The 24,791-nt window shown below is 66.6% G+C and carries 30 protein-coding genes; 16 read left to right on the top strand and 14 right to left on the bottom strand.

What is annotated here, in order from left to right; translation table 11 throughout:
• Window positions 1-15: 15 nt before the first annotated feature.
• Window positions 16-543, bottom strand: a complete 528-nt coding sequence (locus tag P0D62_RS12205; RefSeq protein WP_275702834.1) for a hypothetical protein — start codon at window positions 541-543, stop codon at window positions 16-18.
• Between the two features lie 203 nt (window positions 544-746).
• On the opposite strand from P0D62_RS12205, the gene P0D62_RS12200 reads away from it, so the two are divergent.
• From P0D62_RS12200 to P0D62_RS12190, 3 genes are all read left to right on the top strand, one after another.
• Complete coding sequence (locus P0D62_RS12200; RefSeq protein WP_275702833.1) at window positions 747-950, top strand: cold-shock protein; 204 nt, start codon at window positions 747-749, stop codon at window positions 948-950.
• Window positions 951-1,044: 94 nt separating this feature from the next.
• Entirely contained in the window at window positions 1,045-1,731 is a 687-nt protein-coding gene (locus tag P0D62_RS12195) for a hypothetical protein (RefSeq protein WP_275702832.1), read from the top strand.
• Between the two features lie 17 nt (window positions 1,732-1,748).
• Window positions 1,749-2,459 carry a hypothetical protein gene (locus P0D62_RS12190; RefSeq protein ID WP_275702831.1) on the top strand — a complete coding sequence of 237 codons (711 nt, stop codon included), beginning with the start codon at window positions 1,749-1,751 and terminating at the stop codon, window positions 2,457-2,459.
• Window positions 2,460-2,467: 8 nt separating this feature from the next.
• Here the strand turns inward: P0D62_RS12190 and P0D62_RS12185 are convergent, their stop codons facing one another.
• The 4 genes from P0D62_RS12185 to P0D62_RS12170 all read right to left on the bottom strand — a co-directional run bounded on the left by P0D62_RS12185 (window position 2,468) and on the right by P0D62_RS12170 (window position 7,129).
• Entirely contained in the window at window positions 2,468-3,337 is an 870-nt protein-coding gene (locus P0D62_RS12185) for an EamA family transporter (RefSeq protein ID WP_275702830.1), read from the bottom strand.
• Window positions 3,338-3,344: 7 nt separating this feature from the next.
• Window positions 3,345-4,298: a homocysteine S-methyltransferase gene (mmuM, locus tag P0D62_RS12180; RefSeq protein WP_275702829.1), complete on the bottom strand. Its 954-nt coding sequence runs from the start codon at window positions 4,296-4,298 to the stop codon at window positions 3,345-3,347.
• Window positions 4,295-5,722, bottom strand: a complete 1,428-nt coding sequence (locus P0D62_RS12175) for an amino acid permease (RefSeq protein WP_275702828.1) — start codon at window positions 5,720-5,722, stop codon at window positions 4,295-4,297. The genes mmuM and P0D62_RS12175 overlap by 4 nt, the downstream gene beginning before the upstream one ends.
• Window positions 5,723-5,827: 105 nt before the next feature.
• A complete protein-coding gene (locus P0D62_RS12170) occupies window positions 5,828-7,129 on the bottom strand; it encodes an MFS transporter (RefSeq protein WP_275702827.1) in 1,302 nt (433 codons plus the stop codon).
• Window positions 7,130-7,230: 101 nt separating this feature from the next.
• Between P0D62_RS12170 and P0D62_RS12165 the strand changes: the two genes are divergently transcribed.
• Both P0D62_RS12165 and P0D62_RS12160 read left to right on the top strand, forming a co-directional pair.
• On the top strand, window positions 7,231-7,704 hold the full coding sequence (locus P0D62_RS12165) for a MarR family winged helix-turn-helix transcriptional regulator (RefSeq protein ID WP_275702826.1): 474 nt from the start codon (window positions 7,231-7,233) through the stop codon (window positions 7,702-7,704).
• Between the two features lie 130 nt (window positions 7,705-7,834).
• Entirely contained in the window at window positions 7,835-9,220 is a 1,386-nt protein-coding gene (locus P0D62_RS12160) for an MATE family efflux transporter (RefSeq protein WP_275702825.1), read from the top strand.
• Window positions 9,221-9,352: 132 nt separating this feature from the next.
• On the opposite strand, the gene P0D62_RS12155 is transcribed toward P0D62_RS12160, so the two are convergent.
• On the bottom strand, window positions 9,353-10,054 hold the full coding sequence (locus P0D62_RS12155) for a mismatch-specific DNA-glycosylase (protein WP_275702824.1): 702 nt from the start codon (window positions 10,052-10,054) through the stop codon (window positions 9,353-9,355).
• A 208-nt stretch (window positions 10,055-10,262) separates the two neighbouring features.
• Here P0D62_RS12155 and P0D62_RS12150 point away from each other — a divergent pair, with 208 nt between their 5' ends.
• Window positions 10,263-10,877 carry a pyroglutamyl-peptidase I family protein gene (locus P0D62_RS12150; RefSeq protein ID WP_275702823.1) on the top strand — a complete coding sequence of 205 codons (615 nt, stop codon included), beginning with the start codon at window positions 10,263-10,265 and terminating at the stop codon, window positions 10,875-10,877.
• Between the two features lie 199 nt (window positions 10,878-11,076).
• On the opposite strand, the gene P0D62_RS12145 is transcribed toward P0D62_RS12150, so the two are convergent.
• The 4 genes from P0D62_RS12145 to P0D62_RS12130 form a co-directional block, all read right to left on the bottom strand.
• On the bottom strand, window positions 11,077-11,895 hold the full coding sequence (locus P0D62_RS12145) for a fructosamine kinase family protein (protein ID WP_275702822.1): 819 nt from the start codon (window positions 11,893-11,895) through the stop codon (window positions 11,077-11,079).
• A gap of 105 nt (window positions 11,896-12,000) precedes the next feature.
• On the bottom strand, window positions 12,001-12,420 hold the full coding sequence (locus P0D62_RS12140) for a PIN domain nuclease (RefSeq protein ID WP_275702821.1): 420 nt from the start codon (window positions 12,418-12,420) through the stop codon (window positions 12,001-12,003).
• A complete protein-coding gene (gene vapB, locus P0D62_RS12135; RefSeq protein ID WP_275702820.1) occupies window positions 12,411-12,635 on the bottom strand; it encodes a type II toxin-antitoxin system VapB family antitoxin in 225 nt (74 codons plus the stop codon). The genes P0D62_RS12140 and vapB overlap by 10 nt, the downstream gene beginning before the upstream one ends.
• A gap of 50 nt (window positions 12,636-12,685) precedes the next feature.
• A complete protein-coding gene (locus P0D62_RS12130; RefSeq protein ID WP_275702819.1) occupies window positions 12,686-12,994 on the bottom strand; it encodes a hypothetical protein in 309 nt (102 codons plus the stop codon).
• An 83-nt stretch (window positions 12,995-13,077) separates the two neighbouring features.
• Here P0D62_RS12130 and P0D62_RS12125 point away from each other — a divergent pair, with 83 nt between their 5' ends.
• Entirely contained in the window at window positions 13,078-13,527 is a 450-nt protein-coding gene (locus tag P0D62_RS12125) for a hypothetical protein (RefSeq protein WP_275702818.1), read from the top strand.
• A gap of 157 nt (window positions 13,528-13,684) precedes the next feature.
• Window positions 13,685-14,155: a VOC family protein gene (locus tag P0D62_RS12120; protein ID WP_275702817.1), complete on the top strand. Its 471-nt coding sequence runs from the start codon at window positions 13,685-13,687 to the stop codon at window positions 14,153-14,155.
• 259 nt (window positions 14,156-14,414) lie between these two features.
• Here the strand turns inward: P0D62_RS12120 and P0D62_RS12115 are convergent, their stop codons facing one another.
• The 3 genes from P0D62_RS12115 to nhaA all read right to left on the bottom strand — a co-directional run bounded on the left by P0D62_RS12115 (window position 14,415) and on the right by nhaA (window position 17,354).
• The gene (locus P0D62_RS12115; RefSeq protein ID WP_275702816.1) at window positions 14,415-14,834 is read right to left on the bottom strand and encodes a hypothetical protein; all 420 of its coding nucleotides are present in this window, start codon (window positions 14,832-14,834) and stop codon (window positions 14,415-14,417) included.
• Window positions 14,835-14,919: 85 nt separating this feature from the next.
• Window positions 14,920-15,993 (bottom strand): redox-regulated ATPase YchF, encoded by a 1,074-nt coding sequence (gene ychF, locus P0D62_RS12110; protein ID WP_275702815.1) that lies wholly within the window; start codon window positions 15,991-15,993, stop codon window positions 14,920-14,922.
• A gap of 128 nt (window positions 15,994-16,121) precedes the next feature.
• The gene (gene nhaA, locus P0D62_RS12105; RefSeq protein WP_275702814.1) at window positions 16,122-17,354 is read right to left on the bottom strand and encodes a Na+/H+ antiporter NhaA; all 1,233 of its coding nucleotides are present in this window, start codon (window positions 17,352-17,354) and stop codon (window positions 16,122-16,124) included.
• A 255-nt stretch (window positions 17,355-17,609) separates the two neighbouring features.
• Between nhaA and P0D62_RS12100 the strand changes: the two genes are divergently transcribed.
• From P0D62_RS12100 to P0D62_RS12070, 7 genes are all read left to right on the top strand, one after another.
• Complete coding sequence (locus tag P0D62_RS12100) at window positions 17,610-18,650, top strand: siderophore ABC transporter substrate-binding protein (RefSeq protein WP_275702813.1); 1,041 nt, start codon at window positions 17,610-17,612, stop codon at window positions 18,648-18,650.
• 89 nt (window positions 18,651-18,739) lie between these two features.
• Window positions 18,740-19,723 carry an ABC transporter permease gene (locus tag P0D62_RS12095; RefSeq protein ID WP_275702812.1) on the top strand — a complete coding sequence of 328 codons (984 nt, stop codon included), beginning with the start codon at window positions 18,740-18,742 and terminating at the stop codon, window positions 19,721-19,723.
• Window position 19,724: 1 nt separating this feature from the next.
• The gene (locus tag P0D62_RS12090; protein WP_275702811.1) at window positions 19,725-20,756 is read left to right on the top strand and encodes an iron chelate uptake ABC transporter family permease subunit; all 1,032 of its coding nucleotides are present in this window, start codon (window positions 19,725-19,727) and stop codon (window positions 20,754-20,756) included.
• Window positions 20,753-21,508 carry an iron ABC transporter ATP-binding protein gene (locus P0D62_RS12085; protein ID WP_275702810.1) on the top strand — a complete coding sequence of 252 codons (756 nt, stop codon included), beginning with the start codon at window positions 20,753-20,755 and terminating at the stop codon, window positions 21,506-21,508. Before P0D62_RS12090 ends, P0D62_RS12085 begins: the two co-directional genes overlap by 4 nt.
• A 185-nt stretch (window positions 21,509-21,693) precedes the next feature.
• Window positions 21,694-22,101, top strand: a complete 408-nt coding sequence (locus P0D62_RS12080) for a FluC/FEX family fluoride channel (RefSeq protein ID WP_275702809.1) — start codon at window positions 21,694-21,696, stop codon at window positions 22,099-22,101.
• Window positions 22,098-22,466, top strand: a complete 369-nt coding sequence (locus P0D62_RS12075; protein WP_275702808.1) for a fluoride efflux transporter FluC — start codon at window positions 22,098-22,100, stop codon at window positions 22,464-22,466. The genes P0D62_RS12080 and P0D62_RS12075 overlap by 4 nt, the downstream gene beginning before the upstream one ends.
• A gap of 32 nt (window positions 22,467-22,498) precedes the next feature.
• A complete protein-coding gene (locus P0D62_RS12070) occupies window positions 22,499-23,464 on the top strand; it encodes a cation diffusion facilitator family transporter (protein ID WP_275702807.1) in 966 nt (321 codons plus the stop codon).
• A 3-nt stretch (window positions 23,465-23,467) separates the two neighbouring features.
• On the opposite strand, the gene P0D62_RS12065 is transcribed toward P0D62_RS12070, so the two are convergent.
• Entirely contained in the window at window positions 23,468-24,145 is a 678-nt protein-coding gene (locus P0D62_RS12065) for an SDR family NAD(P)-dependent oxidoreductase (RefSeq protein ID WP_275702806.1), read from the bottom strand.
• A 190-nt stretch (window positions 24,146-24,335) separates the two neighbouring features.
• On the opposite strand from P0D62_RS12065, the gene P0D62_RS12060 reads away from it, so the two are divergent.
• Complete coding sequence (locus tag P0D62_RS12060; RefSeq protein WP_275702805.1) at window positions 24,336-24,701, top strand: RNA-binding S4 domain-containing protein; 366 nt, start codon at window positions 24,336-24,338, stop codon at window positions 24,699-24,701.
• Window positions 24,702-24,791: the final 90 nt, after the last annotated feature.

Below are 24,791 nucleotides of genomic sequence, written 5' to 3'. Positions count from 1 at the left end.
GTGCGATTTCATCCGTCACTTCCAGGTGCTGAGATCCACCGTGCGGTCGGGTGTCTGGGAACACCGGAATCGGGTCTGCGTGGTGCGGGCATGGCACTCGGTCCATTCGCGCAGCCGGGTCAGCGTGGCGAGGTAGTCGTCGGCGTCGAAGGTGAAGGAGATCGAGGTGGGGAGGGGGTCGTGGCGCTCCAGAGAGGGGGTCTCCCAACCGAACTGGGACCACACGATGCGTTTGCCGTCTCGCACGACGGATGCGCTGAGCACGCCGTCCTCGAGGTCTCCGCAGATCTGGCACACCAGGATGGGGGTGCGTCCGTCGTGCAGCGGGCCGCCGGAACCGTCGAGGCCTTCGAGCAGTTCGAGCACGAACTCCAGCTCCCAGCCGTCCTGGATCGCCGTGCTTTCCGCGAGCGGTCGCTCGAACCCGAGATGCTGCCACAGCCTGACCCCGTTGATGGTCCAGTCGAGAAACTGGGCCAGCACGCCGTCTCTCTTGTAGTCGCGCCAGCCCGTCGTCGCCAGTTCGACCCCCAAGACATCCATGGCGCTCACGCTAGTGGCTGGAGCTTTGTCTCGGGCGGTCGCCCGTCGGCGAACACCTCCGGCGCGCGTGGAGCGGCGGTTTTCGAGCTATCGAGGGGCTTGTTGTCGGGGCCGATACGTGCAATCCGGCCAGGATGTGTCACAGTAGAGGTGCGCGACTTGTAGTTTGGGTCGCGTTGCCTGAAGAAAGTAGTACAAGCAACATGGCACAAGGAACCGTCAAGTGGTTCAACGGCGAAAAGGGCTTCGGCTTCATCGCTCCGGACAATGGTGGCGAGGACCTCTTCGTCCACTACAAGTCGATCCAGGGCCGGGGTTTCCGGACCCTCGATGAGGCGCAGCGCGTCGAGTTCGACGTCGAGCAGGGCGCCAAGGGCCCGCAGGCAGTGAACGTCGAAGCGATCTGACCTCCCGACTTCTTGCACGAACGCCCCGGTGATCACCGGGGCGTTCGTCTTTCTCCGACGCGACCCCCGCGCCCGCCCGGTAGGCTCCTTTCCCATGACGACCCCGTCGATCCAGGTGCTGCTCTCCGCTCTGCCTCCCGAGTCCACCCACGCCGACGCCGAGCAGGTGCTGAGGCAGGCGGGTTGGGAGCCCTGCGGTGCCGGCGACTGGGCCTTCGCGCTGGCGTCGCCCGACGGCGGCCTCGTCGCGAGGATCAGTCCTTTCGATCCCGTCGGCCCCTACACGGCACGGCTCTATCAGGAGGCCGCTGAGACGGGCCTTGTGCCTCGGCTCATGGCTCACCGCCGGCTCGCCGGAGGAGGCGACCTCCAGGTGATGGAGCGGCTGACCGCGGTGTCGGAGACCGAAGCCGAGATGTTTCTCGCTCGGCTCGCGGAACCCGGTCTGGAACTCGGTGCCTTGGTCGCGGTGGTAGCCCGGGTGCATCTCGAGGCCCAGCAAGCCCTGCCGTGGTGCGGGCCGGTGGACAGCAACCCGTCGAACGTGATGCGTGGAGGGGCCGGCCAGTTGGTGCTCACCGACCCGTACTACGCCGACGGCCCCAACCTGTATGCCACCGCTGAGAACGATCCCGACCGCCTCGTCGCCCTCATTCCCGAGCACGAGCGTCGCTACATGACGGAGATCCCGCTCACCGAATCCGGGCCCTGGCCGAGCGAGGAACGCGAGGCGCTGCGCGAGAAGCTACGGCTGGCCGACGAGCGCCGGCGTGATCGTTAGTGGGCCCTAGCTCTCTCTTGACGCCGTGGTATCGGCGATGGGGGCGGCGTCGCGTCGATCCGGCCGGGATCTTGGGATCGATCCTGCCTACCCGGATCCTCGACCACCAGTCGCCCGAGATCCAGGCGCTCGCCGCCAGGGCAGCAGGCCTTGCCGTCGGGGAAGGGCCTCGCTCCGTGCTGCAGGCGGCGCATGCGATCATCCGCGACGAGGTGCGTCCCGTCTATGCGCTCGACGAGACCACGCCGGCGTCGCGTACGCTCGCCCGCGGGTTCGGGTCGTGCAGCCAGCGCCTCGCGATCCTGGAGAGCGTCGCCCGTGCGGCGGGGGTGCGCACCCGGGTGCGGGCGCTGCTTATCGACGGCTCTTTCTGGTACCCGCGCTTTCCTCGGATCGGGCGGCTGCTTCCGGACCGGGTGATGATTGCCTGGCCCGAGTTCCTGCTGGGGGAGTGGGAGCCGGCGTCGGAGCTCTTCGGGCCGATCGGCTGCCAGGGCGGTGGACGTTTTGCGAATTCCGGTGCCGAGACGCTCTTCGAGGCTGCAGGACGCTGTGCCGTCGACTGGGACGGACGCAGCTCCGACAGCGCCTATGATCTCTCCCCTTTCGTGCGAGCGGATCACGGCTATTTCGCGAGTCGCGATGAGTTGTTCGCGCGGCTCGGCCAGACGCTCTGCGCCCCGCTGCGCGTGGTGGTGGATCCCATCGCCCGCCGCATCGCCGCGTGACGGGTGCGTCACACCACTCCGATGAGCATCAGCAACGTGCCGATGATGATCAGGCCCAGCCCCACCAAGGCTCTGCGCGACTGATACTCGCGAAAGATCAGCGTCGCGAGGACGACGGTGACCACGATGCTCAGCTTGTCGATCGACACGACGACGCTCGCCGGACCGTCCTGCATCGCCTTCCAGAAGCAGAGCCAGGATGCTCCGGTGGCGGCCCCGGACAGTCCGATGAACCACAGCTCGCGTCGGGGAATCGTCCGCAGCGCCCTGCCCTCGCGTTTCATGGCCACCAGGATCCAGGCCATCACCAGCACCACGACGGTGCGGATGGCCGTGCCGAGGTTCGATTCGACCTCGGCGATGCCGACCTTGCCGAACAGCGCCGTGAGTGCGGCGAAGACGGCGGAGCCGAGCGCATACAGCAGCCAGGGCCCGCGTGCCGGCGTGGCGGGATCGGGCCGTCGCTCGATCATCAGGTAGGTGCCGACCCCGATCAACGCGATCCCGATCAGCCGGGCCGCGAGGTCGTCGGTCTCGCCGAGCAGGACGACGGCCAACAGCACCGTCAGCACGATGCTCGACTTGTCGATCACCGCGACCTTGGAGACCGGACCCAGTTGCAGTGCTCGGAAGTAGCAGAGCCAGGAGGCGCCCGTCGCGGCACCGGAGAGCACGAGGAAGAGCCAGGTTCGTGGGCTCAGGTCGACGATGGACGATCCCGAGCCGACGACCAGCACCATAACGCAGGCGCCGACGAGCACCACTACCGTGCGGAGCGCCGTCGCCAGCGTCGACGGGGTGTTGCGCACCCCGGCCTTGGCCAGGATCGCGGTGAGTCCCGCGAAGACCGCGGCTCCGAGCGCATAGCCGATCCACACGAGGCGATCAGACTCCCACCGCGTGAGCCAGGGCGGCGATGTCGGCCGGCGTCGTTCGGCAACACCCGCCCAGCAAGACGGCGCCCAGGCGTGACCATTCGGCGGCGTTGTCGGCGAGCGTGCTGCCCGACGGGGCCGCGCGCCAGGTATGGGTCGTGGCGTCGTAGGTCTCGCCGGAGTTCGGGTAGGCGATCAGTGGCTTCGAGGTGTGCGCGGCCAAGACCCGGAGAGCAGGGGATACCCGCTTCAGCGGCACGCAGTTGATCCCGACCGCCACCACATTCGGGCTGTCGTCGACGAGCTCCGCGATCCTCGCGATCGACGTTCCGTCGCTGATGTGCTCCTCGTCCCGCAAGGTGAACGACATCCACGCCGGAACGCCGAACTCGTCGATCAGCTCCCTCAAGGCCTGGGCCTCGGCGAGCTGAGGGATCGTCTCGCAGGCGAGGAGGTCTGCGCCGGCGGACACCAACGCGGCGATCCGGGCGCGATGAAACTCCTTCAGCTCGTCGTGCGGTACCTCGTAGTCGCCGCGATACTCCGAGCCGTCAGCGAGGTAGGCGCCATAGGGGCCGACGGAGCCCGCCACCCATCGGAGACGCTCGTCGCCCGAGGCATCGCACTGGTCGCGTGCGTCCGTGACGAGCCGGACGCTGTGCTCGAGCAGATCGATGGCTTCGGCGTCGCTCATGCCCTGCGCACGACACGCCAACGGCGTCGCCTGGTAGCTCGCGCTGCTGACGATGCTGGCGCCCGCGTCGAAGTAGTCCTTGTGCACGCCCGTCACCACGTCGGGGGACTCCATCAGGACGCGGGCGGACCACAGGGGGTGGTTGAGGTCACACCCCCGCTGCTCCAGTTCGGTGCCCAGACCGCCGTCGAGCACGATGACCGCACCGCGAGAGCGATGCTCCGCGATCACCTCGGCGATCGAGTTCGGGCGAGCATCCGATGCCGTCATAGCGCGTGACTCTCCTCGTCGATCGGGGTGGTGGGGCGTGCCCCGGGGCGGCCGAAGCGCCACCAGTAGTACAGGTAGCACAGGCCGACGAATGGCACGCCGAACCAGAGCGCCGCCACCTGCGTCGGATCGAAGGCGATCGCGACGATCGAGATGGCCAGCAGCACGAAGGCTGTGATCGGCACGAACGGGTAGAAGGGGGCGGGCACCTTGATCGACGACGCGTCCCCCTGCTCCCGTAGGATGCGGCGGCGGTACAGGAACTGCGACGCGACGATCGACATCCACACCGCCACCACGGCGAACCCCGCGATCGACACCAGCACCAGGTAGACGGTGTCGGCGGCGATCACGCTGGTCGCCAGCGAGGCCAGGCCGAAGGCCATGCTCACGCTGAGCGCGACGATCGGCACGCCCCGGCGCGTCAGACGGGCAAGGGCGCGCGGCGCGTTGCCCTGCTCGGCGAGCGAGAACAGCATCCGGGCGCAGGAGAACAGCCCGCTGTTTCCGGCGGAGAGCAGCGCGGTGATGATGACGAAGTTCATCAGGTCGGGGGCGAACGGCACGCCCGCGTACTCGAAGACGTCGACGAACGGGCTCTCGGTGACGCCGACGCTCTCCCAGGGCACGATCGCCGCGATCACCAGGATCGAGCCGACGAACATCACGAGCAGGCGCAGCACGGTCGAGCGGAGAGCACGGGGAATGTTGTGCTCGGGATCCTTGGTCTCGCCGGCCGCCACGCCGATGAGTTCGGAGCCGCTGAATGCGTAGAAGACCGCGAGGGTGGTCACGAGCACGCCGCCGATGCCCGTCGGGAAGAGACCGTCCGGGGTGACGAAGTTGTTCAGGAGGATGGGTTCCCGGTCGATGGAGGACAACGGCGTCCAGCCGAAGATCGCCGCGGTTCCCACGATGATCAGAGCGACGATGGCCAGTACCTTGATCAGCGAGAACCAGAACTCGCTTTCGCCGAAGACCTTCGACGATACGGCGTTGAGCGTGAACAGCATGGTGGCGAAGACGAGGCACCAGACCCACACCGCGATGCCAGGGAACCAGCGTTGCATGAGCATGCCGGCCGCGGTGAACTCGGAGCCCAGCGCAACAGCCCAGGTGAGCCAGTACAGCCACGCCGTCGTGAAGCCGGTGGCCGGGCCGATCTCGCGCGCCGCGTAGATGTGGAAGGCGCCGGACACCGGATAGGCGACGGCGAGCTCGCCCAGGCAGACCATCACCAGCCAGACGACGAACGCCCCGATCAGGTAGGCGAGCACGGCACCGAGTGGGCCGGCCTGGCTGATCGTGTAGCCGGAGCTGAGGAACAGCCCCGAGCCGATCACTCCGCCCAGAGCGATCATGATCAGATGCCGGGCGGTCATCGATCGCTGCAGCGTCGGGCGCTCTTCGGTCTGGATGCTCATATGCGCTCGATTCAGGTGGGGGGACGAGACGGGTTCCGCAACCATAACGCCGGCCTTCTTGGTGTGGGGCGTCGTCCATCGTCGACCTCGAGCGCCGCGGATCCGCTACTTCTTCGGCGACCCCAGGGAACGGCCGTCCAGGGCGATGACGGCAGCTCCGGGACGTGCGATGTCCTTGCGGCCGTGCGCCGCGTGGTAGAACAACGCCGAGAGCACGATCAGCACGGCCAGCAGCGCGTACATCGAGCCGTAACCCCAATGCGCGACGAAGAAGCCGAGGAGGATCGGGCCGAGTCCCACGCCCGCGTCCGTGAGCAGTAGCAGCGTGGAGATTCCGGTCCCGAGTTGGTGCGGCGGAACCAGCCGGACGGCGATCGCCTGTGCGGCGGGCATCAGCGTGCCGTAGCCGAGTCCGGTGAGAGCGCCGGCGAGGATCACCTGCCAGTCCTGATCGGCGAGGGCGAGGACGACGAGCGCGACGGCGAAGCTGACCAGGCCCAGGTAGACCACCACGTTGTCGCCACGATGGTCCTGGAGACGGCCGAGCACGAACCGCATCACGAACATGGAGGCGGCGTAGGCGAGGAAGAACATGCTGGCGCCGAACACCACCCCCCGCTGCTCCGAGTACGCGTTCAGATAGGTGATCACGCCCGCGTAGCAGAGGCCCACGATCAGCATGAAGCTGCCGATCGGCACCACGGCGGGGTGGGCGATGTTCCGCAGCGAGAAGGCCTGCTTCGTGCGTGTCTCGATGGCGCCCGGGATGGGCTGATGGGTGTAGCGGTGCAACAGCAGGCCGAGCAGGAGGCCGAGGACGGCGATCCCGAGCGATGTCCAGAACAGCACGTCGTAGCTGAAGTCGCCGACGATCATGAGGCCGATGGCGGGGCCGATCGCCGTCGCCAGAGTGGACCCTAGCGCGTAGTAGCCGGTTCCCTCAGCACGTCGCTTGGGTGGGATCACCGATTGCGCGAGAGCCATGGTGGCGGTGCTGGCGAAGGCATAGCCGATGCCGTGCAGCATCCGCACGGCGATCAACAGCACCAACGATCCGGCCGGAAGATACAGCCCGCAGGCGATTGCCACGACGACCAGGGAAACGAGGAGGATCCGGCGCTGACCGAAGGTGTCGACGAGGTAGCCGGCGAACACGCGGGCGAGCGTGGCGCCGACCACGAACGCGCTCGAGGCCAGTCCGCCGCCGGCGTCGGAGGCCGCGAACTGCTTGACCGCGTACAGCGCCATGGTGGTCACCAGGATGTAGAACGCGAGGTACTGGGTGAAGTTGACGAGCCAGGCCAGCGCGAAGGGTGGGGTGACGAGCGGTGCGCGTCCGCCAGCCCCTCCGGTGTGGTTCTTGGTGCCTGCCGGGGCTTGCTGTTCCGGTTCCTCAGATGCCGTCAACTCGGCTGTCCTTCCTTGCGATTTGTATGATGCAATTTGTATCATACAAACAGCGAGCGTGAAAATCCGAGAACGCTCATCCCGGACCGGTTGGAGTGACGATGCTCGATGCCCTGGAGTCCCTGGTCTACGAGCAGATGCTGTTGCAGCGCCATGCCGTTCACAGCACTGCGCCCCATGGTCGGCAAGCCCACCTCGACCGCAGCGCCACCGTCCTGTTGGCCCGGCTCGAGGCGCAGGGACCGATGACGGTCGCCCAGCTCTCCGAGGCGTTCGGGTTGGACATCTCCACCATCCACCGACAGCTGACGGCGGCGATCAAACACGGGCTCATCGAGAAGATCCGCGATCCCGACGGTGGTGCCGCGTGGCTGCACCGGCCGTCGGAGGAAGGCAGCGCCCGGCTGCTCGAGGAGCTCAAGGCGCGGCGCGGGGCGTTCGGGGCGATCGTCGGCGACTGGGATCCCGACGACGTGCGGCGGTTCGCGGAGCTGATGCGGCGCTTCAACGAGGGCGTCGAGGCTCAGCGTTCGCAGCCGTGGCCTCGCGGAGGTATCGGGTACCAGAGCGAGTGACGCCGGGGTGAAGCGCTCAATGTGCATGACACCTGGACCAGGAGTAGGCTGATTTGGCCCGACCCGAATGGCCGGACCTTCCTTCCCCCACCGTTTACGACCTGGCGCTTGCGCGCCCGGAGAGTTTTTCATGACCAAGACCCTGACGGTCGGCTCGCCCGTCCGTGTGATCGTGCTGTTCGCCATTCCGCTGCTGTTGGGCAATGTGTTCCAGCAGATCTATCACTTCACTGACGCCGTCGTCGTCGGACGACTGCTGGGGGTCAATGCTCTCGCTGCCGTCGGGTCGACGAGCAGCGTGCTGTTCCTACTGCTCGGCTTCACCTTCGGCGCAGCGGGCGGCATGGCGATCCCGGTGGCGCGGTCGTTCGGTGCGGGCGACATGGTGGCGACGCGTCGGTTCATCGCGCTCGGGACGCTGGTCTCGGTGGCGATCGCCGCGGTGGTGACCGTCGCCGGCACGCTGTTGGCTGAGCCGCTGCTGACGCTGATGCGGACCCCACCGGAGCTGATGGCCGACGCGACCATCTTCCTGCTGGCCTCGTTCTGGGCGACGCCGGCGACGATGGCGTTCAACTACGTCACGGCCGTCATTCGCGCGCTCGGCGACAGCCGCACGCCGCTGATCTTCCTGATCGCCTGCAGCGTGCTCAACGCGGGATTGGTGTTCTTCTTCATCGGCGCGGCGGGTCTTGGGGTCGGTGGCGCGGCTTTGGCCACCGCAGTCGCCCAGCTGGCATCGGCGGTGGGCTGCTCTTGGTGGGTGCTGCGACGCACGCCCGCGCTCCGTCTCGTCCGGGCCGACTGGAGGCCCGTTCGTGGAGAGGCGGTCGATTCCGTTCGTCCCGGCCTGGCACTCGGCTTCCAGATGTCGGTGATCGCTATCGGCGCCGTCGTGCTGCAGCAGGCGATCAACGGACTCGGGCCCGACGCCGTTGCTGCCGCCACTACGGCCATGCGGATCGACCAGCTCGCCATCGCCGCGTTGTCCGCATTCGGTGTTGCGATGGTGACGTTCACCGCGCAGAATCACGGGGCTCGGGAGTGGGGGCGGATCCGACAGGGCGTCTGGCAGGTCAGCCTGGTGACGTGGGGTCTCGCCCTGGTGCTGGGGCTCACCCTCTTCGTCTTCGGCGCGCCCATTGCCGAGCTGTTCACCGGTGCCGGTGAGCCCGCGATCGTCAGGCTCGCGCACGACTACCTGACCATGCAGGCCCTCTTCTATCCTGCGCTGGCCAGCCTGTTCGTGCTGCGGCAGTCGATCCAGGGCCTGGGTGCGACGCTCGTTCCGACGCTGGCCGGCTTCATGGAGTTGGTGTTCCGCGCGGCGGTCGGCCTGCTGCTCGTCGGTCCGCTCGGCTTCCTCGGTGTCACCCTCGCGGCCCCGCTGGCCTGGGTGGGTGCGCTGGTGCCGCTGGTCATCTCGTGGGTGGGGCACCGTCGTAGGCTGATCGCGTTGCAGGCTGAGGTGACCGAAGCTGCCGCCGTGGCGGAGCCCGAGCTGGCCTACGCCTGAGCCCCCAGCCGGGCCGTCACCACCAGTGGGTGGTGGTGGTCTGATGGTCGCCGCGCTGGATCTCCGTGGCCCGAGCCTATCCCCGGCGCATCGATAAGGCGCCCTGTCTCGTTGCTGACGACGCCCACAGATCTACCACTCCCACGCCCCCGAGCCGATCAGGTCACGGCCGGCATTTGGAGGGGGATCGTCGCTATTGCCTTCATCGGCGAGAGCGTTGAGTGTCGGGGTCGCGTCCTGTGTCGAGCGCCAGACCTCGCGCCAGCGGTCGGCAAGCGAATCGATGTTTTCGTGGGCGTTCAGGCCGCTGGGCTGGGGGACCACCCACAGTGCGACGTCCGGCGGCCAGCCCTCGACGATGGCGGGACCTTGCTGCCCGAGCTTTGCCTTGGGCAGGGAGAAGGCCGTTCGGAACGCGGTGATTCCCGCGATGGCCACGGCGCTGGGTCGTAGGTCATCCAGGCGGCTCACGAGCCTTGCACCGCCGGTGCGGAGTTCCTCGCGGCTGAGTTCGTCCGCTCGGGCGGTGGCCCGGCCGACCAGATTGGTGAGACCGATGCCTCGATTCAAAAGCTGGGCCTCGTCGTCGACGGAGAGCCCGGCGGCCGCGTCGACGACGTGATCGGTGAGCCCGGCCCGGTGCAGCGATGGCCAGAAGCGGTTGCCGGGATGGGCGAACGGCGCGTTCACGGCCGCCGTCCAGAGTCCGGGGTTGATTCCGACGATGAGCATTCGCAGCGGCGCGCCGTCGGCGGGCAGTACGTCGTCGATCGCGTCGGGATTGTCGGTGGCGAATCTGGTGAGGTCGGCGCGGGTCGGTCTGCGTCCGCCCATCGGCGACGGTCTCCTGGGTCGCCCGATGACGCCACTTTCGCCCATCGCCTGCACCTCCATGTTCGCGTCGCCGTTCGACTTCCGATTCCCACGCTACCGCCGACCGTCCGGTGCCCGCTGTCCATCGCCTTTGAGAAAGTGCCGTCTGTCTTGTGGTGATGTGAGCCGGCCACCTGGAGGCGGTGTCGACAGGCCCTAATCTTGGCGCGTGAGCATTCCGACGATTCTGCTGACTGGGTTCGAGCCGTTCGGAGGCTCGGCAACCAATGCCTCGTGGGACGTGGCCCTCGCGGTCGCGGATGCCTGGGATGCGCAGGGTGAGGGGGCCAGGCTGGTCACGGCGCTGCTCCCGGTGACCTACGCAGGAGCGCCGGAAGTCGTCGCCGGCATCGTCGAGCGGGAACAACCAGTGGCGGTTCTGCATCTTGGGCTGTCCGGGCGGGTGCCCAAGGTCGAGATCGAGCGAGTGGCCCTCAACCTGGCCGACGCACGGATCCCCGACAATGCCGGAGCCCAGCCGCTCGACGAGTCCCTCGATCCCGACGGCCCGCCCGCCCTGTTCGCGACGATCCCCGTGAAGGCGGCGCTGGCGGCGTGTCAGGAGCAGGGCCTGCCGGTGGAACTCTCCTTGTCGGCCGGCACCTACGTCTGCAACGCGGTCATGTACCACTCGCTGAGCAACGTGGCGGTCCCCCAATCCGGTTTCGTCCACCTTCCGGAGATCGGCGACGGAGTGGGTCAGCTGCCCCTCGACACCATGGCCCGGGCAGTGGCCACCATCCTGCGAGCCTGCCTTGCTGAAAGGGTAACAGCGTCCTCATGAGCCCGGGTGGCCATTTCGGGTGACGCGAGAAGCCCTGAGACGCGCGCTTTGAGGCGAACCCCAGACGGTCTCCCTCGACGAGGATGCAGCCGTCACCCTGATGCGGATTTATAGCTGGCTGGGCTGGTCGCAGCGTACGTATTACACAGTGCGACCAACCTAGCCAGCTATAAGTTCAGGGCCGTCGGTGAATGTGGCTCTAGGGCAAGCCCAGGGCGTCCAGGTCGGCGACGAGGGCCGGGATGCTGCGCTCGCCGAAGTGACGGACCCCCAGCAGGCGGTGATGGAGGCCGAGGACGCGGCGACGTTCGTCGAAGTCGTCGGGGACCGGCCACTCGGAGGTGTACGCGTCCCAGAACTCGGGTGGGAACGGGTTGCTGGAGGCGCCGAGCATGTGGGTGAGGTCGAGTTCGCGGTCGGTGAAGGACACCTCCGGGTCGATCACCCAGCGTCCATCGACCGTGTTGCCGACCCACAGGTCGCCGTGTGTGAGGGACGGCGTCGGGTGGTCGGGCAGCATCGTGAGGAGCGGACCGTCGCAGGCCCGGTGCAGGCGTCGACGCACCTCGTCGGGGACCGTAGGGTCGTCCAGATGGGTGCGGACGCGGTTTTCGGCGAAGAACGTCGGCCAATGCTCGGATGGGGTGTTGGGCTGGACGAACCTGCCGGCCCGGTTGTCGATGCGCCACCCGTAGTGAGGGCCGGTGGCGCGGTGCATGCGCGCGATCGCCGCGCCCAGGCCGGCCCAGTCGGGTTTACCGGTGACGTACTCGAGGATCAGACGGTGGCCTGTTGCCGAGAGGACGTCCGGGACAGGGACGCCGGCCTCGCGGAGGGCGGTCAGCCCGTCGGCCTCGATGACGGCGGCGTAGGGGCAGTCCTTGACCACGACCCGGGTGCCATCGACGAGAGTCGCCAGCTGGGTCCGCGCCACCCAGCCGCCACCGATCGGCTCCAGTCGTACCGACGTCGGCAGATGGCCGGGCCAGCCCTCGGGCGAGTCTTCATCCAGCGTCATCCGCACATCGTATTGCTGCGTGCGAAAGAAAACTGGAGATCCATGCCTTCCCTCGGCGAGCCAAATCGACCCTCGCGGTAGGCGCCGAAAGCACCGGCAGGCGCGTCACTTCACGGCGAGCGTCTCGATCGGTTGGCCTGTGATCTCTGCGATCAGGTCGAAATCCTTGTCGACGGCGAGCACGGTCAGTCCGGCCTTCTCTGCCGTGGCAGCAATCAGCAGGTCAGGGATGGATGGCGCACGATGTTGGCCGCGATCGGCGAGCAGCATCTGCACCTCCCAAGCGCGGTCCTCCATCGCAGGAGTCAAGCGTTCGATGGGCATGAGTGAGAGCGGAGGCATCCCGAACGCCTCGCGCCCGGCAGCCCCTGACCGTGCTGAGAATCCCAGTTCGAGCCTGGTTACTGTCGAGAGCCGAACGAGCCCGCGCTGGATGCGAAGGTTCCACTCGCCAAGGTGTAGAGCTTGTCCTGCCAGCATGCGAACATAGGCCGACTTATCGATGAGCCAGCCCGTCATCGCCATGCGGCGTCCATCACAGCCGGATCGGCAAGGTCGGCGAAGACGGCCGCAGAGCGAGCCCAATCGTCGACGGTGATTGTCGTGTCAGGGGCAGGCTGAATTTCGTTTTCCAGCTTGCGACGCAGGAACTCATTGCGCGACAGCCCTAGCTCGGCCGCCCGGGCGTCGATGTGCTCCACCGCCGCTTCGCTGAGCCCGCGGATGAGAACGTTCGTCAAGGTGACACCTCCGGCTTGTTGATATCATGATATCAACAAGCCGGAGGTGATCAATCAGCCATATGCCAGCGCGAGGCCAGCTCTTGCGCCCTGTCTCGGATAGTGGCGCAGGCGCCGGGTGGTAGGTCCGGCCACTCCGGTTCGGGATAGTCGCAGCAGTCCATCACCACGAGATCCTGCAACTCGGCGGAACCGTCGTGCCCGACTCGCTCATGCATCCAGACGAGGAACTCCCTTTCGCCGATCTCCCCGGCAAGCAACCGCTCGGCTGCGGCCCGGATGTCCGCGTCCGTGGTGGTTGGCCTCGCGGGCGTGCGGAACCATGACCAGGCCCAGCCCACGTCGTGTGCCTTCTCCATGCGATTCACCTAACCAAACCTGGTCCCGGCGGGGTGTCCGACACGCGTCGGGTTGTTCCTGGTTCGCCCATTAGCCTGGGGTGATGAGTGAGCTTTCGGCAGAGTCCTCGGCAGCCTCGTTCGGTGCGGGGTGGAAGGTGCCCGATGTCCTGCGTGAACCGGTCGACGGCCGGCCACGGATCGTCTGCATCTGTGGCTCGACGAGGTTCCGCGACGAGATGGCCGACGCGAACCGGTGGCTGACGCTCGCCGGCGCGATCGTCGTCGCCCCGGCCGTGTTCCAGCACCGAGGCGACGTGATCGCCGAGGAACAGAAGGAAGGGCTGGACGCGCTTCACCTCCGCAAGATCGACCTTGCAGATGCCGTGTTCGTCGTCGACCCCGGCGGCTACGTCGGCGAGTCCACCAGCCGTGAGATCGCCTACGCCGAGTCCCACGGCACACCCGTCGTCAGGCTCTCGGCTTTGGCGGAGGCCGTCCTGGATCGTGCTCTCCCCGCCGGAGGCCTCGAGAGGCCGTCGTCTCCGACGTGATGGCGCTTGTGAAGCCGGGAACAGTGCCCCTCACCGACGTGTCCAGCTATTACGCGGAGAACCGCCGTGACTGAGCGCGTCGTCGAGGCCGGACCTCGCAGCGGCCTTGGAGTATCGAGACGGTCAGGGAGCAGAGCCGTCGGTGTACCGTGGCTCAATGAGTGACTCAGTGCCGAACCCCAGACTCAACCGCATCAATCTGATTTGTCTGGGAGTGGCCGACCTCACCCGCTCCCGGGCCTTCTATCGTGATGGACTCGGCTTCGAGACGCCCAACAACGAGGACAACCCCGAGATCGTCTTCTTCGACAACGGGGGCACCAAACTCGAACTTTTCCAGCGCGAGGCGTTGGCCGCAGACATCGGCGGAGACAATCCGCCGGCCACCTCAGACCCGGCCGCAGCCTTCACCGGCATCGCGCTCGCCTATAACGCCAAAACCCGCGAAGAAGTGGACGCGATCTTCGCGACGATTGAGAACATCGGAGGCACCATAGCCAAGGCGCCCGAGCTGGTCTTCTGGGGTGGCTACAGCGGCTACTTCCGCGATCCTGACGGCTACTACTGGGAAGTTGCCTACGCCGACTCGTGGAAATTCGACGCCAACGACATGCTGGTCATCGAGTAGCGCCACGAGCGCGAGAAGGGACCGCTCGCAGGAGCAGGAACCCGTGTCGGTTGAGCCGACCTCCACGCGCTCGGCAGAAGTCACCGGGCGCTTTGCCAGGTACTTTTCGTAACTCAGTGCCATCGTGGTCACTCTCCTCACCGGCTCGGCAACCGTGAGTGAGTGTGGGAACAATGCGGTTAGAAGAGTCGGCATACCGACGGAACCAGCCGCGCTGTTCCCGATCCGGGAACCGACTACACGTTGAAGCGGAGCTCCACTACGTCGCCGCTTCTCCCTGCTTCTGACCCTGCAAGAACTTGCGTATTGATCCAGCGCTTGTCGGTCCGAGAACGAGTCCCTCCGGCATGGGGGTCATCTTGCCACGGATCGGCGGCACGACCCCGATCTGAAATTCATCCTCATAGACGACCTCCCCAGGGCCATCGGAGAACACCACGTCGTGCTCAACGCCATGCGCGTGAAGTATGGCTTGGAGCGCTTCCACACGATGAGCCATCGCATCGGGAAGCGGCACTTTAAACCAGGTCACCGCACCGATCGTGTTGCCATCCTCATAGAACGGCGGATTCGGCAAATTCTCCTCGAACCAGTCATCGATGTCGAGGTATTGGTTCTCTTGGTGAGCGTCGAGCACCCCGGCACGACGGAGGTGATCCACAGCGACGAACACACCCACCTCGATCCCTAGACGTCCTCGATAGCGCACCTGAACTCGAGTGAACTTCCGCTCGGACGAACGGCTCGCTTTCTGCCTCCAGGGGTCAGACATTGAATCTAAATTCGACGACATCGCCGTCGGCCATGACGTAGTCCTTGCCTTCCAGGCGGACCTTGCCTGCCGCCTTTGCGGCGGCCATGGAGCCGGTGGCGATCAGGTCGTCGAAGCTCACGACTTCGGCCTTGATGAAGCCCTTCTGGAAGTCGGTGTGGATCACGCCGGCGGCCTCGGGGGCGGTGGTGCCCTTCTTGATGGTCCAGCCGCGCGACTCCTTCGGGCCGGCGGTCAGGTAGCTCTGCAGGCCCAGGGTGTCGTAGCCGACGCGGGCCAGCACATCGAGGCCAGGCTCCTCGACGCCCATCTCAACCAGGAACTCGCGGGCCTCGTCTTCCTCCATCTCGACCAACTCGGACTCGAACTTGGCGTCCAGGAAGATAGCCTCGCTCGGGGCGACGATCTCGCGCATCCGGGCCTTGAGGTCTTCGTCGGCCAGCTCGTCCTGGTCGCAGTTGAAGACGTAGATGTAGGGCTTGGCGGTCAGCAGGTGCAGCTCGTAGAGCTCATCCAGGTCGAGGCCGGCGGTGCGCACGCCCTTGCCCGACTCCAGCGCCTCCTTGGCTGCCTTGAAGGCTGCCAGCTTCGGCTGGGTCTCCTTCTTGATCCGGGCCTCCTTCTCGACGCGGGGGAGTGCCTTGTCGACGGTGGCCAGGTCGGCCAGGATCAGCTCGGTGGTGATGGTGTCGATGTCGGAGGCGGGATCCACCTTGCCGTCGACGTGGGTGACGTCTTCGTCATCGAACACGCGGGTCACCTGGCAGATCGCGTCGGCCTCGCGGATGTTCGCGAGGAACGCGTTGCCCATGCCCTCACCCTGGGAGGCGCCGCGCACGATACCGGCGATGTCAACGAAGCTGACCGTGGCCGGCACGATGCGCTCGGAACGGAACACCTTGGCCAGCTCGGGCAGCCGCGCATCCGGCACGCCGACGACGCCGACGTTCGGCTCGATCGTCGCGAACGGATAGTTGGCGGCGAGCACGTTGTTACGGGTCAGCGCGTTGAACAAGGTCGACTTGCCGGCGTTGGGCAAGCCGACGATTCCAATAGTGAGAGCCACGAGGGAGTAGCTTACCGGGCGCGGCACGGAAAGCAGATCGTCACAGGTGAGGTCGGGCGGAGTCTGTCGTTCGGCTTCCGGATATTCCTTTCGAGGCGACTTCGTCGCACCTCAAGGAGCGGGGGAGGCTAGATGGTGCCGGTGTCCTGGTCGGGGATGCCGTCCTCGTTCATGTCGGCGGAGCGAGCCTTGTGAGCGTCCCAGCGCAGCAGGATGGCTCCCAGGATCGCCGCGAGAAGCGAAGCCGTCAGCACCGCGATCTTCGCGCCCGCCGTGTGATGGCCGTCGGGGAAGGAGAGTTCGGCCACCAGCAGGGCGACGGTGAAGCCGATGCCGGTGAGGAACCCGACGGGGAGCAGATCGCGGAGACCGATCGCGTCCGGCAAGCGCAGTCTGGTGAAGCGAGTGACGACCCAGGTGGTGCCCAGCACGCCGAGCGGCTTGCCGATCACCAGGCCTGCTGTGACGGCGAGGACGACGCCTTGCCCGAAGATCGACGCGATTCCCTCGCCACCCACCAAAGTCACCCCGGCTGCGAAGAACGCGAAGATCGGCAACGCGACTCCCGACGACAGGGGATGCAGCGTGTGATTGAAGCTGCCGGTACGCGAATGCTGTTCACCATGGATGGCGACGGCGGGCACCGTCATGCCAAGCAGCACGCCCGCGACTGTGGCGTGCACGCCGGAGGAGTGCAGCAGGGCCCAAGCCACGATGGCGAGGGCGAGTAGAAGGTACCAACGCACGCGGCGCATCCTGACGACGAGGCCGAACAGCGCGATCACGATCAGCGAAAGCCCAAGGAACAGCCCTTGGATGGCGGCGGTGTAGAAGATAGCGATGATGATGATCGCAATGAGGTCGTCGACGACGGCCAGCGTCATCAGGAAGGTGCGCAGGCCTCGCGGCAGACCGCGCCCGAAGACGGCTAGCACGGCCAGGGCGAAGGCGATATCGGTGGCTCCGGGGATTGCCCAACCATGGACGGCGCCTGGGTCCGTAGTCAGGATCACGGCAATGAACACCAGTGCAGGCACGACCACGCCCCCAGCTGCCGCGATCATCGGAACCGCAGCTTCCTTGGGATTGCGCAGGCTGCCGGCCACGAACTCGTGCTTGAGCTCCATGCCGACGACGAAGAAGAACAGCGCGAGCAGGCCGTCCGACGCCCACGCGGCAAGGGAGAGGTCCAGATGGAGTGCGTGGGGTCCGACGGTGGTCTCGGAGAGAGCCGTGTACGCCTCGTGCCACGGAGAGTTGGCCCAGATGAGGGCGATGGCGGCTGCGGCGAGCAACAGTGCGCCGCTCGCGGTCTCACTGCCGGTGATCTTGCGAAGCAGAGTCTGCTTGGTTTGCGTCATGGGGCCTTCCTGTGTCGGGCCGGAGGTGTGCCTCGCGGCCGTCGACCAGACTTCCCGACACACCGGTGCTGACGATACACGCCATTGACGCGAGGCTTTCGCAGGCCGTCTCGCCGACGAGGTGTCCGAATGGTGGGCATTCAGCTGTCCGAAAGTCGACTCCAGGAATTGGTTAGGCTAACCTCTCTAGAATCATTTTGTGCACAAACAACTTGTGTAAATCGACGAGAATTGACAGCTATCAGGAGAAGGACCATGTCCCTGCCCCGTCCCCTTGCTCTCACAACCCTGGCCGCGGCCGCTGCCCTCGCGCTCACCGCGTGCGGTGGTTCGCCCTCCGAGCCCACCACCAACGCCCCCGCGACCTCGCCGAGCGCCTCCGACAGCGCGACCGCCAGTGAGCCCGCCGCCGCCGACAGCTACACCTTCGACGACAACCACGGAAGCCACACCGTGGCACTTCCGCCCAAGTCCGTCGTGGCGCTGGACAACCGCACCTTCCAGACCCTCTCCGACTGGGGCGTCCAGCTCTCCGCTGCTGCCGTCTCGCTGATGCCCGACACCATCGCGTACACCCAGGACTCCTCGCTCGTCGACGTCGGCGCGCACCGCGAGCCCAACCTCGAGCTGATCGTCGCCGCGCAGCCCGACCTGGTCGTCAGCGGCCAGCGCTTCGTCGGCTACTACGAGGACATCAAGAAGCTGGTTCCGGACGCGGCTGTGATCGAGTTGGATCCCCGCGAGGATCAGCCCCTCGACGCCGAGCTCAAGCGTCAGGTCACCGTGCTGGGTGAGATCTTCGGCAAGCAGGCCGAGGCGAAGCAGCTGGGCGACGACCTGGATGCCGCCATCGCTCGCGTGAAGGCCGCCTACGATCCGGCTCAGACCGTGATGGCCGTCAACGTCTCCGGCGGCAACATCGGGTTCATCTCCCCGGATCATGGCCGCACCCTCGGCGAGATGTTCCGCCTGCTCGACCTGACCCCCGCGCTGACCATCGAAGACGCCACCGACGACCACGAGGGCGATGAGGTCTCCGTCGAGGCCATCGCCAAGGCCAACCCCGCCTGGATCCTCGTCATGGACCGCTCCGCTGCGATCGAGTCCGACGACCCGGCGTTCCAGCCCGCAGCCGAGGTCATCGGCGGCTCGGAGGCGCTCAAGAACGTCGACGCGGTGAAGTCGGAGCAGATCGTCTACATGCCCAACGACACCTACATCAACGAGGGCATCCAGACCTACACCGAGTTCCTCAACTCCTTCGCCGACGCGCTGGAGGCAGCCAAGCAGAGCTGATGCGCTTGCGCACAACGCACCGACGGTGGGGCGAGCATTCGTGCTCGCCCCATCGTCGCGCCCTCTAGAAGATCCCGAAAGGTCTCCTTGTGACTGCACTTGCCTCCGCCCGGCCGCGGTATCGCGGCCGGCTTTTCGATCCCTGGCTGGCCGTCGGGTTCCTCGTCGTGGCCGGGTTGCTCGTGGTCTCGCTGTTCACCGGCGTCTATGACACCTTCGGCGCCGAGGACGGTGCCGAGATGTTCCAGATCACCCGTGTACCCCGCACCATCGCTCTCGTCCTGTCTGGGGCGGTGATGGCGATGTCGGGCCTCGTCATGCAACTGCTCACGCAGAACCGCTTCGTCGAGTCCACCACCACCGGAACCACCGAGTGGGCCGGCCTCGGGTTGCTGAGCGCGATGATCTTCCTCCCCGCCTCCGGGCTCGTGACCAAGATGGTGATCGCCATCGGGTTCTCCTTCATCGGCACGATGGTCTTCTTCATGTTCATCAGGCGGGTCTCGCTGAAGGCCTCGCTGATCGTGCCGATCATTGGCATCATGCTAGGTGCCGTCGTGGGCGCGGTGTCCACCTTCTTCGCGCTCCAGTTCAACGCGCTGCAGAACCTGGGGGTGTGGTTCGCCGGCAGTTTCACGTCGGTCATTCGAGGCCAGTACGAGCCGTTGTGGATCGTGCTGATCGTCGTGGTGGTCGTCTTCGTGGCGGCCGACCGGTTCACCGTCGCGGGCCTGGGTGAGGAGATCGCCACCAACGTCGGCCTCAACTACCAGCGCATCATGCTGCTGGGCACGGGGCTGATCGCCATCGCGACGGGCGTGGTCACCGTCGTGGTGGGCAACCTGCCGTTCCTCGGCCTGATCGTGCCGAACATCGTCTCGATGGTGCGCGGCGACGACCTGCGCTCGAACCTGCCCTGGGTGGCGCTCCTCGGCATCGCGATCGTCACGGTCTGCGACCTGATCGGACGCACCATCATCATGCCGTTCGAGGTGCCGGTGTCGCTGATCCTCGGCGTCGTGGGTGCTGCCGTGTTCATCTTCCTGCTGCTGCGCACCCGCAGGAGGGTCTGAGATGTTGATCACCGGATCCCAGGCCGAGCCGATCCGCACGTCGCACGCTCTGCCCGACGCGAGGGCGAGGCGTCGCTACTGGTTCCTGCTCATCGGCCTGCTGACCCTGTCCCTGCTCTTCGCCTTCGGGCTGCTGGCCTGGGACAACCCCATGCCCGTCGGCAGCGATGGCTTCTGGACCATCGCCAAGATGCGGGCCACCAGCGTCGTCGTCATCCTGATCGTGGCGTTCTGCCAGGCCATCGCGACGGTGAGCTTCCAGACCGCGACGAACAACCGCATCATCACCCCGTCGATCATGGGCTTCGAGTCGTTGTACCGAGCGGTGCAGACGGGTGCGGTGTACTTCCTCGGCGTCGCCGGGATCACCGCGGTCCAGGGCGCCTCGCAGTTCCTCTTGCAGGTGGCCCTCATGGTCGGGTTCTCCCTGCTGCTCTACGGGTGGCTGCTGTCCGGCCGCTACGGCAACCTGCAGGTGATGCTGCTGGTGGGCATCATCCTGGGGGCGGGCTTGGGGTCCATCGCGACGTTCATGCAGCGCCTGCTGACTCCCAGCGAGTTCGACGTGCTGACCGCGCGCCTGTTCGGCAGCGTCGCCAACGCCGATGCCTCCTACTTGCCGTTCGCCATCCCGCTGGCGGTGATCGCCGGCGGAGGGCTATGGCTCAACTCCAAGCGGCTCAACCTGCTGAGCCTCGGCCGCGACGCCGCCACCAGCCTCGGCATCAACCACCGGCGTCAGACCATGGTGACGCTCTTCTTCGTCTCCATCCTGGTGGCCGTCTCCACCGCCCTGGTCGGACCGATGACCTTCCTCGGCTTCCTCGTCGCGACGCTGGCCTACCAGCTCGCCGACACCTACGACCACCGCTACATCTTCCCGATGTCGGTGGCCGTCGCCTTCATCGTCCTGACGGGCTCCTATTTCGTCATGAAGCACGTCTTCTACGCCCAGGGCGTCGTCTCGATCATCATCGAATTGGTCGGCGGCGGCGTCTTCCTGCTCGTCCTCCTCAGAAAGGGCCGACTGTGATCTCGCTCAGCGCGGTACGAAAGAACTACGGCGACGAGGTCACCATCGGCCCCGTCGACCTGCAGATCCCCGCCGGCGGCATCACCGCCCTGGTGGGCCCGAACGGCGCGGGCAAGTCGACCCTGCTCACCATGATCGGACGCCTCCTGAAGCTCGACGACGGCGTGATCGAGGTGGCCGGATACGACGTCTCGCGCACCGCGTCGAAGGACTTGGCGAAGATCGTCTCGATCCTGCGCCAGGAGAATCACTTCATCACCAGGCTGACGGTGCGCCAGCTGGTGTCCTTCGGGCGCTTCCCTTACTCGCAGGGGCGCCTGACTCCGGCCGACGAGGAGCACATCAGTCGCGCCATCGACTTCTTCGACCTGCGCGAACTGGAGGGCCGTTACCTCGACCAGCTCTCCGGTGGCCAGCGGCAGCGCGCCTACGTGGCCATGGTGCTGTGTCAGGACACCGAGTTCGTGCTGCTCGACGAGCCGCTCAACAACCTCGACATGAGGCATTCGGTGCAGATGATGAAGCACCTGCACCGCGCCGCGGAGGAGCTGGGTCGCACCATCGTCATCGTGCTGCACGACATCAACTTCGCCGGCCACTACGCCGACTACATCTGCGCGGTGAAGGACGGCGTGATCGCGGAGTTCGGCACCCCGGAGGAGATCATGACCGACGACGTGCTGACGCGAGTCTTCGATACCCCTGTGCACGTCGTCGACGGCCCGACGGGACGGTTCGCCGTCTACTACTGAGGTCGGCCGGGCCGTCCGCGGTGCTAGCCTTGCTGCTGTCACGGTGGTGGGGCTCGCCTGGAGACGATTCTCCGAACCGCGGCTGCGGTCGCCAACAGTCCCTGCAATATCCCTGCGGGGTGTGCCGTGACGTGCCCTCACGAACGCTCCCCGGGGACTGGTGTCGTCCGGGGAAGGCGGAGAAGATGCGGGTTGCGCAAACGCTGGTGGTGTTCGTCGGGGGTGCGATCGGCACCCTGATTCGGGCGGTGCTACAGGCCGCTTGGCCCGCGACAGGGTGGCCGTGGGCGACGTTCCTGATCAACCTCACTGGGTCGTTCCTGTTGGGGCTTCTCCTGACCGCCTTGGTGCGCAACGGCGGTGATGCCGGTTGGCGTCGCTTTGTGAGGCTCGGCGTCGGAACAGGGCTGCTGGGCGGCTACACCACCTATTCCGCGTTCATCATGGAGGGCGAGAAGCTCGCGTCGTCGGGCGGGCTGTTGATGGCCGGTGCGTATCTGATGGGAAGCATCGCGCTCGGTGCCGCGGCTGCCGCCGCCGGAATCCTGCTCGCGCGTCGTGTGGTGCCCCATCATGCGGAGGGGGCGCGATGACCTGGGTGTTACTGGCCGTCGCGGGTGGCGTGGGATCGGTGCTGCGGATGTGGGTGGGGATCCTGATCGAAAAGGGTCCGCGTCCGCGGATCCCCGTGGGAACCACGGTGATCAACGTCACTGGCTCCTTCCTGCTGGGCCTGCTGACCGCCCTTGTCCTTGACCACACGGGGCTCGCCGACCTCAAGCTCGTCCTCGGAGTCGGGCTGCTCGGTGGCTACACGACCTTCTCGACGGCGAGCGTGGAGGTAGCGAACCTGGCGTTGTCGGATAGACCCCCGGGGGGTATCCTGGCGGTATTGCACGGCGCGTCGATGCTGGCGTTGGCTGCGGCGGCCGGGGCGCTCGGGCTCTGGCTGGGGTAGTCCCCGCTCGGCGCGCGGACAGGAGAGGCGGCATGAGCGGGCACCACCACCATCACGGTCATGGTCACGACCACGGCGGGATCCCGCAGACCCAAGACCACCGGCGGCGGCTGCTCGTGGTGGTGGCGCTGACCGGGGTGATCGTCGTGGCTCAGCTGGTTGGCTCGATCCTGACGGGCAGCCTCGCGCTGCTCACCGACACCGCCCATGCGATCACCGACTTCAGCGGCCTGCTGGTCGCCCTGATCGCCGCGACGCTGATGCTGCGGCCCGCCGACGCGACGCGCACCTGGGGTTTCCGCCGGATCGAGGTGATCGCCGCCTTGGCCCAGGCGACGCTGCTGCTCGCGGTGGGTGTGTACGCCGCGATCGAGGGCGTCCAACGGCTGTTCGCGCCGCCGGAGGTGCCCTCCACCGAACTGCTGATCTTCGGTGTGATCGGCTTGGCGGCCAACCTGATCGGCATCGCGGTGCTGCAAGGCGGCCGCGACGCCAACTTCAACATGCGAGCTGCCTTCCTCGAGGTGGTCAACGATGCGCTGGGATCCGTCGGCGTGATCGTCGCGGCCATCGTCATCGCGCTCACCGGTTTCCAGCAGGCCGACGCATTGGCCGGCCTGTTCATCGTCGCCCTGATCGTGCCGCGCGCCATCGGGATCATCAAGGACACCACCCGCGTGCTGATGGAATACGCCCCCGAGGGCCTGGATCTGGGCGAGGTGCGCCGGCACATCGAGGAGGTCGACCACGTGGTGGCCGTGCACGACCTGCACGCCTCCACCATCGCCACCGGGCTGCCGGTGCTGACCGCCCACGTCGTCACCTCCGACGAGTGCTTCCGCGACGGCCACGTGCTGCGGATACTCACCGACATCAAGTCGTGCGTGGCTGAACACTTCGACGTCTCGGTGCAGCACTCCACCTTCCAGCTGGAGTCGGAGACGTTCAACCGGGAGCAGGGCGCGGGCATCGACCACTCCTGCGACCCCGCCCACTGAACGCTAGACGCGCAGCTGGATGACGCTTCCGAAGTCGGGGGCGTTCAGGAGGCGCAGCACTCCTCGGGCCGCGTCGTCCGGGGAGGCCAGAGAGCCCGATTCCTTGAGTTCGACGAAGTCCGCCTGGCCAGGGAAACCCTCGGATCCGCGGATGGCGGCCTGCATATCGGTGTCGACGACGCCGGGGGCGATCGCCGCGATCCGCACACCGTCGAGGTTCTCGGCTGCCACCGTGGCTGCGTGATGATCGACGGCGGCCTTGGTGGCGCAGTAGACGCTCCAGCCCGGCACCGGGCGGCGACCTGCTCCGCTGGAGATGTGTGCGATCCGCGTGGGCACGCCGGCAGGACGCTCGCGCAGCACCGCGTCGGTGAGCAGGATCAGCGCCGTGACGTTGACGTTCACGGCGGCGACGGTGGCCGCCGGATCGGCGCGACCGGCAACCTCCGCCGACCCCAGCAGCCCCGCGTTGTTGATCAGCAGGACCTCCGACGCGTCGGCCAGGAAGCGGGGGAGGGCGTCGCCCTCAAGCCAAGCCAGGAGGGCCGCGGGATCGCCGAGATCGACGCGCTCGCCCGCGGAGCGCGAGATGCCCAGTACTTCCCAGCCCTCTTGCTCGAGCTGTGCGGCCAGCGCCGCACCCAATCCGCGGCTGTGTCCGGTGACGATCGCCTTCTTCATGTCCCTCACCCTATTAAGAGATTCCGCAGGTAGGTGGCACCTACTGCGGCGCACTGGATGGCGACCTGGCTTCGTTGTCGAACTTACTGGCATACCCGATGGCAGTTTCGTTCTCCGTCTTGCCATGTCATCCATCCAGCACGTCCTCGCGACGGCGCCACCCACCTGCGGAACCTCTAAGGTGTCTCTCATGGCTCGACTCGACGCCTGGCTCTGGGCGGTACGGATGTACAAGACGCGTTCGATGGCGACCGCCGCCGTGCGCGGCGGGCATGTGCGCGTCGACGATCACCTGGCCAAGGCGTCGCAGATGGTGGTGACCGGGCAGAAGATCCGGGTTCGCAAGGAGCAGGACGAGAAGATCATCGAGGTGGTCGATCCCAGCCTTGTGAAGCGCGTCGGGGCACCGGCCGCACAGGCCGCCTACATCGACCGCACCCCGGAGAAGCCCAAGCCCATCGCCGAGATGCAGGGGCGCGTCGCCATCCGCGACCGCGGCGCCGGCCGCCCCACCAAGCGCGATCGCCGGGCCATCGAGAAGCTCCGAGGCCACTGATTCCAGCTCCCCCTTGCTGTCCACGGCTGGGTGTCCCGAATAAAAGTGGCTGAGCGGGGGTGATCTGTGCGTATTGCACAGATCACCCCC

Source organism: Tessaracoccus caeni (assembly GCF_029211185.1).
GTDB lineage: Bacteria > Actinomycetota > Actinomycetes > Propionibacteriales > Propionibacteriaceae > Arachnia > Arachnia caeni.
This window is presented reverse-complemented; position numbering and strand designations above follow the sequence as displayed.

Bases quoted from the DNA above. Each gene is read 5' to 3' on its own strand.
- P0D62_RS12065 (WP_275702806.1), bottom strand. From the start codon at position 24,145: ATGAAGAAGGCGATCGTCACCGGACACAGCCGCGGATTGGGTGCGGCG.
- P0D62_RS12175 (WP_275702828.1), bottom strand. From the start codon at position 5,722: ATGAGCATCCAGACCGAAGAGCGCCCGACGCTGCAGCGATCGATGACC.
- P0D62_RS12130 (WP_275702819.1), bottom strand. From the start codon at position 12,994: ATGGAGAAGGCACACGACGTGGGCTGGGCCTGGTCATGGTTCCGCACG.
- P0D62_RS12205 (WP_275702834.1), bottom strand. From the start codon at position 543: ATGGATGTCTTGGGGGTCGAACTGGCGACGACGGGCTGGCGCGACTAC.
- P0D62_RS12100 (WP_275702813.1), top strand. From the start codon at position 17,610: ATGTCCCTGCCCCGTCCCCTTGCTCTCACAACCCTGGCCGCGGCCGCT.
- mmuM (WP_275702829.1), bottom strand. From the start codon at position 4,298: ATGACGGCATCGGATGCTCGCCCGAACTCGATCGCCGAGGTGATCGCG.
- P0D62_RS12070 (WP_275702807.1), top strand. From the start codon at position 22,499: ATGAGCGGGCACCACCACCATCACGGTCATGGTCACGACCACGGCGGG.
- P0D62_RS12060 (WP_275702805.1), top strand. From the start codon at position 24,336: ATGGCTCGACTCGACGCCTGGCTCTGGGCGGTACGGATGTACAAGACG.
- P0D62_RS12075 (WP_275702808.1), top strand. From the start codon at position 22,098: ATGACCTGGGTGTTACTGGCCGTCGCGGGTGGCGTGGGATCGGTGCTG.
- P0D62_RS12155 (WP_275702824.1), bottom strand. From the start codon at position 10,054: ATGGGCGGACGCAGACCGACCCGCGCCGACCTCACCAGATTCGCCACC.
- P0D62_RS12165 (WP_275702826.1), top strand. From the start codon at position 7,231: ATGCTCGATGCCCTGGAGTCCCTGGTCTACGAGCAGATGCTGTTGCAG.
- P0D62_RS12195 (WP_275702832.1), top strand. From the start codon at position 1,045: ATGACGACCCCGTCGATCCAGGTGCTGCTCTCCGCTCTGCCTCCCGAG.
- P0D62_RS12080 (WP_275702809.1), top strand. From the start codon at position 21,694: ATGCGGGTTGCGCAAACGCTGGTGGTGTTCGTCGGGGGTGCGATCGGC.
- P0D62_RS12125 (WP_275702818.1), top strand. From the start codon at position 13,078: ATGAGTGAGCTTTCGGCAGAGTCCTCGGCAGCCTCGTTCGGTGCGGGG.
- P0D62_RS12200 (WP_275702833.1), top strand. From the start codon at position 747: ATGGCACAAGGAACCGTCAAGTGGTTCAACGGCGAAAAGGGCTTCGGC.
- P0D62_RS12160 (WP_275702825.1), top strand. From the start codon at position 7,835: ATGACCAAGACCCTGACGGTCGGCTCGCCCGTCCGTGTGATCGTGCTG.
- nhaA (WP_275702814.1), bottom strand. From the start codon at position 17,354: ATGACGCAAACCAAGCAGACTCTGCTTCGCAAGATCACCGGCAGTGAG.
- P0D62_RS12090 (WP_275702811.1), top strand. From the start codon at position 19,725: ATGTTGATCACCGGATCCCAGGCCGAGCCGATCCGCACGTCGCACGCT.
- P0D62_RS12140 (WP_275702821.1), bottom strand. From the start codon at position 12,420: ATGGCGATGACGGGCTGGCTCATCGATAAGTCGGCCTATGTTCGCATG.
- P0D62_RS12145 (WP_275702822.1), bottom strand. From the start codon at position 11,895: ATGACGCTGGATGAAGACTCGCCCGAGGGCTGGCCCGGCCATCTGCCG.
- P0D62_RS12120 (WP_275702817.1), top strand. From the start codon at position 13,685: ATGAGTGACTCAGTGCCGAACCCCAGACTCAACCGCATCAATCTGATT.